The sequence below is a fragment of the Ruminococcus sp. AM43-6 genome (genome assembly GCF_003461785.1).
In the GTDB taxonomy this organism is placed as follows: domain Bacteria; phylum Bacillota; class Clostridia; order Oscillospirales; family Ruminococcaceae; genus Hominimerdicola; species Hominimerdicola aceti.
This window is the reverse complement of the sequence record NZ_QTXU01000051.1, coordinates 1-6,877: the sequence shown is the minus strand read 5'-3', so window position 1 is coordinate 6,877 and position 6,877 is coordinate 1. Positions and strand designations below refer to the sequence as shown.

At 43.8% G+C, this 6,877-nt stretch carries 4 protein-coding genes and 1 pseudogene; all 5 read left to right on the top strand.

Annotation, left to right across the window (positions count from 1 at the left end; all coding sequences use genetic code 11):
• A partial coding sequence (locus DW938_RS13975; protein ID WP_147342406.1) for a SpaA isopeptide-forming pilin-related protein occupies nucleotides 1-3,810 on the top strand: 3,810 nt, incomplete at its 5' end.
• Nucleotides 3,807-4,133 carry a DUF3852 domain-containing protein gene (locus tag DW938_RS13970; protein WP_117898182.1) on the top strand — a complete coding sequence of 109 codons (327 nt, stop codon included), beginning with the start codon at nucleotides 3,807-3,809 and terminating at the stop codon, nucleotides 4,131-4,133. The genes DW938_RS13975 and DW938_RS13970, both read left to right, overlap by 4 nt.
• 16 nt (nucleotides 4,134-4,149) lie before the next feature.
• On the top strand, nucleotides 4,150-4,866 hold the full coding sequence (locus DW938_RS13965; RefSeq protein ID WP_118125518.1) for a hypothetical protein: 717 nt from the start codon (nucleotides 4,150-4,152) through the stop codon (nucleotides 4,864-4,866).
• Nucleotides 4,867-4,880: 14 nt separating this feature from the next.
• Nucleotides 4,881-6,296, top strand: a complete 1,416-nt coding sequence (locus DW938_RS13960; protein ID WP_118125516.1) for a DUF3991 and toprim domain-containing protein — start codon at nucleotides 4,881-4,883, stop codon at nucleotides 6,294-6,296.
• A gap of 101 nt (nucleotides 6,297-6,397) precedes the next feature.
• Nucleotides 6,398-6,877, top strand: a pseudogene (locus DW938_RS13955) (type IV secretory system conjugative DNA transfer family protein); the annotation flags it as partial.

Sequence of the window (6,877 nt, the reverse complement as noted above, 5' to 3'; positions counted from 1 at the left end):
CCGCTGTCGGTGCAGACGATCAACAACCTTGGTATCGACTGTTCGGGACTTGTGTACTATACGCTGACGCAGCTTGGATACAAGACTTCGGGATTTTCTTGGAACAACCCCGTTCCCGTTGATACCGATCACTGGCTGTCGGTAAACGACAACTGCATTATCAGCTACGGCGGTAAAACTTCTAAGATCGATGTTGAAAAGAAAAACATCAAGACAACAGACCGTCCATACTGGGAGTGTTCCAACGGTTCGACGATTATGCCCGGTTCGGTAGTGGTGGCTCAGAATCCATATGGCGAAGATCATGCGTGGATATATATGGGCGAATTTAACAGCCGTTCAGATGTAGTGTCTTACCTGAAATCTATCGGCGTTTCGGACAGCCTTATCAATTCCAAAACAGTCGGTGACGGCAAAGGCGCAGGCGGCAGGCATTGGAGAATAGAGTCCAACGGTTCGGAGGGTGTTGTTATCAACAACAAGACCGACGGCAAAACTGCAACTGCTATGAATATGTCGGCTTTTAGGATCACAAAGACCGATGTGACTTTTGAGATAGATAAGTATAATACAAACGGTGATCTTGTGGGAAAATCAAGCGTTGATAATTCTACTGCGGTATATGGAATCTATAGTGATAAATCCTGCACCAAAAAGGTCGGAAAAATTACGATAGGTGCTGACGGAACAGGTAAAATTCAGCTTCCTGACAGCACTTATTACGCAAAGGAAATCAAGGCTCCTACAGGTTATTCAGTTGATTCGACCGTATATACAATCAAAGCAGGAAAAAACAAGGTGAAAGAGGACTATGAAACAGGAACAATCAAAATTAACAAAACTGCCGAGGATGGCATAATCAGCGGCAGGGAGTTCAAAATCACCTATTCATACAATGGAAAATCTCTTTCTGAAACTGCTAAAACCAATGCAAAAGGCATTGCGACCTTTGACGATCTGAAAGTTTATGATATGTCCACAGGCAAGGCTATCACTTACACTGTTTGCGAAATCAACGTAGATACGAGATATGAAACTCCCAAGGCACAGAATGTGACTCTGACAAGCGGCGATGTTGACCTTACTGTCAATGTCAGGTTCAACAACGAACTCAAAACAGGTTCTATTAAGATCAACAAGCAGTCTGAGGATAATCAGAACGGCGGCAGAGAATTTACTGTAACAGGCAATGGCAAGACTTATAGCATAAAAACAGGTTCTGACGGTATCGCAATTCTCTCCGATATTCCCATTTACGACAGCAATAACAACAAGATAACTTACACCATTTCTGAGAAAAACGTTCCGTTAAAGTATGTTGTTCCTGCCGATCAGACAGCAACTCTGACAGCAGACGCAACCTCAACCAAGACCTTTAAGAACGTTCTCAAAAAGTTTACCGCCCAAGTGACAAAGCAGGATTCCGAAACAGTTTCCGCACAGGGCGACGGAACTCTTGCAGGTGCAGTTTACGGCATTTACCGTGACAGCGAACTGGTGGATACCTATACGACCGATGAAAACGGATATTTCAAAACAAAAGAGTATGTCTGCGGAAATTACACGGTTCAGGAGATTTCTCCATCAGAGGGTTATCTGCTTGACGAAACTGTATACTCGGTTGGTGCAGAAGCTGAGAATTATTCAGTTGAATACAATCCAATCTCTATGACTGTGACTGAGGATGTTGTCAAGGGAAAAATCAGCATAATCAAGCATTCCGATAACGGCTCAACACAGATCGAAACTCCCGAAGTCGGAGCAGAGTTTGAGGTTTATCTCAAGTCGTCTGGTAGCTATGAAAATGCTACTGAAACAGAACGTGATTATCTGACTTGCAATGAAAACGGCTTTGCTGCGACAAAAATGCTCCCTTACGGAATCTATGTCGTTCATCAGACCAAGGGCTGGGAAAGCACCGAATATATGGAGGATTTTGAGGTTGTAATCAGCGAAAACGAAAAAGAATATTTCTATTTGCTCAATGACGCAGTAAAAAAATCCTTTGTAAAAATCGTAAAAAAGGACGCTGAAACAGGCAATGTGATCCCCGTTTCGGGCATAGGCTTCAAGGTTTGGGACTGTGCAAATTCCGAATATATTTCTCAAAAAATTTACTATCCGTCAGAAATGATTCTCGACACATTTTACACCGATGAAAGCGGCTCGCTGATGCTGCCGCAGGAGCTTGCTTACGGCGATTACGAGCTTCACGAAGTGCAGTCGGCGGAGGGTTATGTGCTTGATAAAAATCCTGTTCCATTTACAATTGACGGTTCAGTGGAAACCGTAGTTGTGGAGAAAACAAATACCGCACAGAAGGGCAGAATTTCTGTTCAGAAAACAGGTGATATTTTTACAACGGTCGCTACAGCATCATCTGCTTACACGGACGAAAACTGCGAAACTATTGTAAATCCGACAACTTACACTCCCGTTTTTGCAAGCGGAAATCTGTCCGGTGCAGTATTTCAGATTATCGCAGTAGAAGATATTGTGACGCTTGACGGCACGATCAGAGCAAATGCCGGCGATGTTGTAGCTGAGATCACGACCGATGAAAACGGATATGCAGAAACAGGCCTTTTGTATCTTGGCAAGTATGAAGTCAGAGAAATTACTGCCCCTGACGGCTATGCTCTTAACGCAGAATCTCAGTTTGTTGAACTGACCTATGCAGGACAGGAAATTGCTGTTCGTGATACCGTAAATACGTCATTTGTCAACGATTATCAGGGTGTAGAAATTTCACTTTCTAAGGTCATGGAAAAGGACGAGTTATTTAACATCGGTAACTCCGATGAATATACCAGAGTTCGTTTCGGACTGTTCGCAGCCGAGAATATTACCGTCGCTGACGGCTCGGTAATTCCTGCTGACGGACTGATTTCTGAAATAAGTCTTGCTGAAAATATGTCCGCAAAGTTTGATACTGCTCTGCCTTTCGGCAAGTATTACGTTCAGGAAATTGCAACCGATGAGCATTATGTTCTGAACGGTAAAAAGTACCTTGTAAACTTCGAGTATATGGGACAGGAAGTAACTACTGTTACTGTTGATTGCGGCGAGTTTAAGAATGCTTTAAAACGTGGAAAAATCAGCGGTAAAAAGGTTAATGAAAACGAGAAATCTCTTGAAAATGCTTTGTTCGGACTGTTTGCTGTTGATACTGCTGAGTTTACTGCTGACAACGCATATATGACCGCTGTTTCCGATGAAAACGGACACTTTGAATTTGACAAGATCCCATACGGCGAGTATATCGTCAGGGAAATCGAAGCTCCCACAGGATATATTCTCAGCGATGAAAGCTACCCTGTGACAATTTCTGAGGACGGCGAAGTCATAGAAATTAAAGCTGTGAATAAATCTACAAAAGTCAGAATTTCCAAGCAGGATATTACTACAGGTGAGGAGCTCCCCGGCGCAACGCTTCAGATTATTGACGAGGACGGAAATGTTGCCACGGAATGGGTATCAACAGACGAGGCTCACTTTATCGAGGGCAAGCTGATTGCAGGCAAGGAGTACACGCTCCGTGAAACGATCGCTCCCGACGGTTATGAGATTGCAAGCGAGATAAAGTTTACTGTGAATACTGACGGAAGTGTAACGGAGGTCGTTATGTACGATGAGCATACGCCTGATCTTGAAATTCCTCCTACAGTCACAATAGATACTCCTAATACAGGTGTATCCGCAGACAATAGTGCTGAGCTTTATCTAGTAGCCGCAGCGGTTATTATGGCTTTCGGTATGGTCATATGCAAGAGGAACGATAAGGAACAGAGAAAGGATGATGTGAAATGAGATCTAAAAAGAAACTGATCGCAGCAGCAAGTTCGGTGTGCTTTGCAGCTATGATGTCGCTAACTGCTTATGCTTCAGGCGATGTTGCGGGAGCTGTGCAAAGCACTTGGACCACTGCAAGATCGCAGGTGGTTTCGGTTGTAAACAACGTCGTGTTCCCCGTAATCGACGTGATATTGGCGGTTTTGCTGTTTGTTAAGATAACGCTGGCATACTTGGATTACCGCAAACACGGGCAGTTGGAGTGGACGCCGATTGCTATCATTTTCGGCTGTCTTATCTTTGCTTTGACTGCTCCGTTGTATATCTGGTCGATCGTTTAAAAAGGAGAATTTGTGTATGAAAAAAATATATTCAGCTATGGTTTCAGCGGCAATCGCAATGACAATGACCGCCTGCGGAACGATCAGTCCGCCAATACAGAATGCAGCAGAAACTACCGCAACAACGCCGATAACAGCCGAGTCCGTATTGGATTCGGCTGTCTCTTCGGAGGTCGAAAGTACCGTCAACAATGAACAGGTAAAGTCCGATACCTTTATCGCAGAGTTTTTCGATTCAAATATCAGCTTTGAAGATACAAGCGAATTGGTTACTGAGTCGATGAAAGGCTGTTCCTTTGAATCGGAAAAAGATGAGTCAAACGGAATACAGAAAATTATGCTTAAAGGCAAAAACGGCGGAGGAATAGTTAATGTTCTATGCATTGATTTAAGTCAAAGTAATCTTGATTACGACATGGAATATATCCTTGAAAACTTCGGGGATTACTATTTCGGACAGACCTCCGCACAGATGAGCGGTATCACCGAGGACGATTTTGTGTCAAATTATCGTATGACATCAAATGTATATTCAAAAGGAAAATATCAGCAGTACGGCTCTGTTCAAAAGTCTGACGGTATGGCTACGCAGTTTGGGTACACCGAAACTTATGCTGTGCTTAGTGAGGACAAGCTGACAGTAGTATCAGGAGCATATCTTGGTACGGATATGATGGAAAGACAGAGTTTTTCGCAGCTTATGGCTAAGTTTGCGGAAAATGTCAAGTATTAAAGGTTGGTGTAGTTATGCCATATATCCCATTTACAGACGAACAAAAAGTCCTTGCAAATTCGGTAGACTTGGAGCAGTTTTTGCGTATGCGGGGTGAAAAGCTGGAACGTGTCGGCAGAGAGCATAAGCTCATTTACTACGACGGTTCGGGCAGGCACGACAGCATAACGCTCCGTGGCTCGACTTGGTTCGACCATAAAAATCAAGTGGGCGGCGGAGCAATAAAATTCATGCAGGAATTCTATGATATGGACTTTCAGACGGCTGTTCACGAACTGTTAGGACAGACGATAACTCCCCTCTCTTATGCTCCTTCAAAAGCTGTTGTGCATGAAGAAAAAACGAAAGAGTTCAAGCTTCCCGAAGCCAATTCAAATATGCACAGAGTGTTCGCATACCTCATAAAACAGCGGTTTATTTCTCCAGATATTATCAGCCATTTTGCAAAACAGCATACACTTTATGAGGACAAACAGCACCACAATGCAGTGTTTGTAGGGCTTGATGAAAACGGCGTTCCACGTCAGGCAAGCAAGCGTTCAACCAATTCTTTCGGGAAAACTTTCCGCATTACCTGCGAGGGTTCAGATACCCGTTACAGCTTTTCCCACTTTGGCAAGTCGGAAAAGCTGTTCGTGTTTGAGGCTCCCATTGATATGATGAGTTTTCTTACACTCTATCCGCAGGAATGGCAGAAAAACAGCTACATTGCCATGAACGGTGTTTATGAAAATGCCGTTTTAACAGCGTTAAAGAACCATTCTAACCTGTCAGAAGTCATTCTCTGCGTTGATAACGATGAGGGCGGAATCGAGGCTGTTGACAGACTTCGGGATATACTCACAGAAAACGGATATCCAAACGTTAAATGGCTTGCACCTAAATTCAAAGATTGGAACGAAATTTTAAAGGCAAAAAACGGAGCGGAATTTTTGCCTGCTGTTCCTCATAAGCGAAAGGAAGAATATCTGAAAGAAGTGAGTGAACTTGGGTATCTGAAATGCCGTCCCGATAAGCTGACCTCGCAGATCTATGCAACTTTCAAAAACGGACAATACAAGTATCTGGCTGAGTATGCTTTGACAGGCTCGGCGTTTTTTATGCCCAAAAGTGAGCGGATAAACAGCGAATGTAAAGCGTTTGAAAGGCTTCAAGGCAAGCTGGGGAGTAGTTACAAGCCTTACACCGACAAGGGCAAAAAGGCACAGAAACAAAGGGCTTTGCAGGAATGTATGCATGAGGTTTTGCGTGATCTTAAACAGACAGCCCGTACCCGTGAACAGTCAGTACAGACTGCCAAATTGCTGTATCAGCTTGCGGATAATGCTGTCAGATTGTCGGTTGAGGAAGCTTTAAGTGTACCGATTCAGGAGCAGTGCGAGGATATAGATATTATTTCTGAACCCGAACCGTGTATGGAGTTCGGGTAATGCGATACCCTCCGCCTCACAGCGCAATACCTTGAAGATAACAAACTAACTATCTTATTAAATACAAAAGATAGAATATTTTATAGATTGGAAGTGGTGAATTGAATGAAAAACAAATGATTTTCATAGGAGCACTTGTTGTAGCTTTTATCGCCTTTTTAGTGGTTGTAAATCTGCTTGACAACAAGTCGCTTAACGGAATAAAGGCAAAAAAGGTCGGTGACGGTCAGCATGGAACTGCGAGGTGGGCGACTAAATCGGAGATAAAGCAGACTTTTATCCCTTTGCCATTTGAGCCTGAGAAATGGCGTAAAGGCGTGGCTCTTCCGACTGTTCAAGGAACGGTGGTTGGGTGCAGAGGTTCGGGCAAAAAGACTGTTGCGCTTGTAGACACGGGCGATGTTCATACTCTTATGGTAGGCGCCGCAGGCGTGGGAAAAACAGCCTACTTCTTGTATCCAAATATAGAGCTTGCCTGTGCAAGCGGAATGTCCTTTGTCAGCACAGATACAAAGGGCGACATAGCACGAAATTATGGCACTATCGCAAGCAAGCACTATGGCTACAATGTTTCTGTGCTT